The 1111-nt window shown below is 76.4% G+C and carries 1 protein-coding gene; it reads left to right on the top strand.

What is annotated here, in order from left to right; genetic code table 11:
- Positions 1 to 130 precede the first annotated feature (130 nt).
- Positions 131 to 1111 (top strand): histidine kinase dimerization/phosphoacceptor domain-containing protein (locus tag GTW40_RS17430; RefSeq protein ID WP_343245728.1); only part of this gene is annotated, 981 nt, incomplete at its 3' end.

Consider the following 1111-nt stretch of genomic DNA (forward strand, 5'->3'; position numbering starts at 1 on the left):
GGGCGCGACACCAGGCGGGGACGCGGCGCCGGGCAGGGACGCGGCGCCGGGCAGGGACACGGCGCCGGGCGGGGACGCGGCCCCGGCCGAGTGCACGGCGCAGGGCGGAGAACCGGCGCCCGGCGAGGACATCGCGCCCGGTGCGTACCCCGGCCGCCACACAGCGCAGGGCGAGCACACCCCCCTCCCGCTCGCCGAACCCCCGGAGGGACCCCTCCCCGAACCCCCCGAGCGCCTCCAGGTCCGGGCCCTCCAGGCCCTCTGCCGTCAGGTCTTCGGCTTCCGGCTCGCCATGATCGTGCTGGCGGCGCCGGCCGCGCTGCTCAACGCCGCGCCCGGGCTCGGTGCCCGGCTGGTCGGTGCGGCGGTCGTCGTGACGTTCATGGGGTCGTACGTCCTCTTCCGTGACTGGGAACGCTTCGGCCCCCTCCTCCTGCGCCACCCCGCGCTGCTCGCCGCCGACACCCTCTTCGGCTCGCTGCTGCTCGTCTCGGCGGGCCCGGACACCACGCTCGCCTACGTCAGCGTCTGCACTCCGCTGCTGGCCGGGCTGGTCTACGGCTGGCGCGGCGCCGCCTGCTTCGCGTCCCTCCAGTCGCTGATCCTGCTCCTGGTCCACGCCACGCTGAAGGCGGACCAGCACACCGGCCCCGCCGAGTCGCTGCTGCTGCCCGGCCTGTGCGTCGTCACCGGCGCGATGGGCTCCACCCTGCGCAACCTGATGCTCCGCTACGGCACCGCCACCCAGGCCCTCACCGCCGTACGCGCCCGCCTCGCCGCCACCGAGGCCGTCCACGCCGAACGCGCCCGCCTCGCCCGCGAGATGCACGACTCCCTGACCAAGACCCTCTACGGAGTCGCCCTCGCCGCCGACGCCCTCGCCGCCACCGCCGCCACCCCCGCCCCCGACCCCGCCCTCCTGCGCGACCAGGCGTCCCTGGTGTCCCGCTCGGCCCACAGGGCGGCGGCGGAGTCGCGGGCGCTGCTGACGGACCTGCGCGAGGAGACGCCACCGCCGGACCTGACGACGGAACTAGGCCGTACGACAACGGACTTCACGACCCGAACCACCCTGCCCGCCACCTCCCGCACCCCCACCCCCCTCCCTCCC

Origin of the sequence: Streptomyces sp. SID4985, from assembly GCF_009863025.1 — a bacterium.
Lineage (GTDB): Bacteria > Actinomycetota > Actinomycetes > Streptomycetales > Streptomycetaceae > Streptomyces.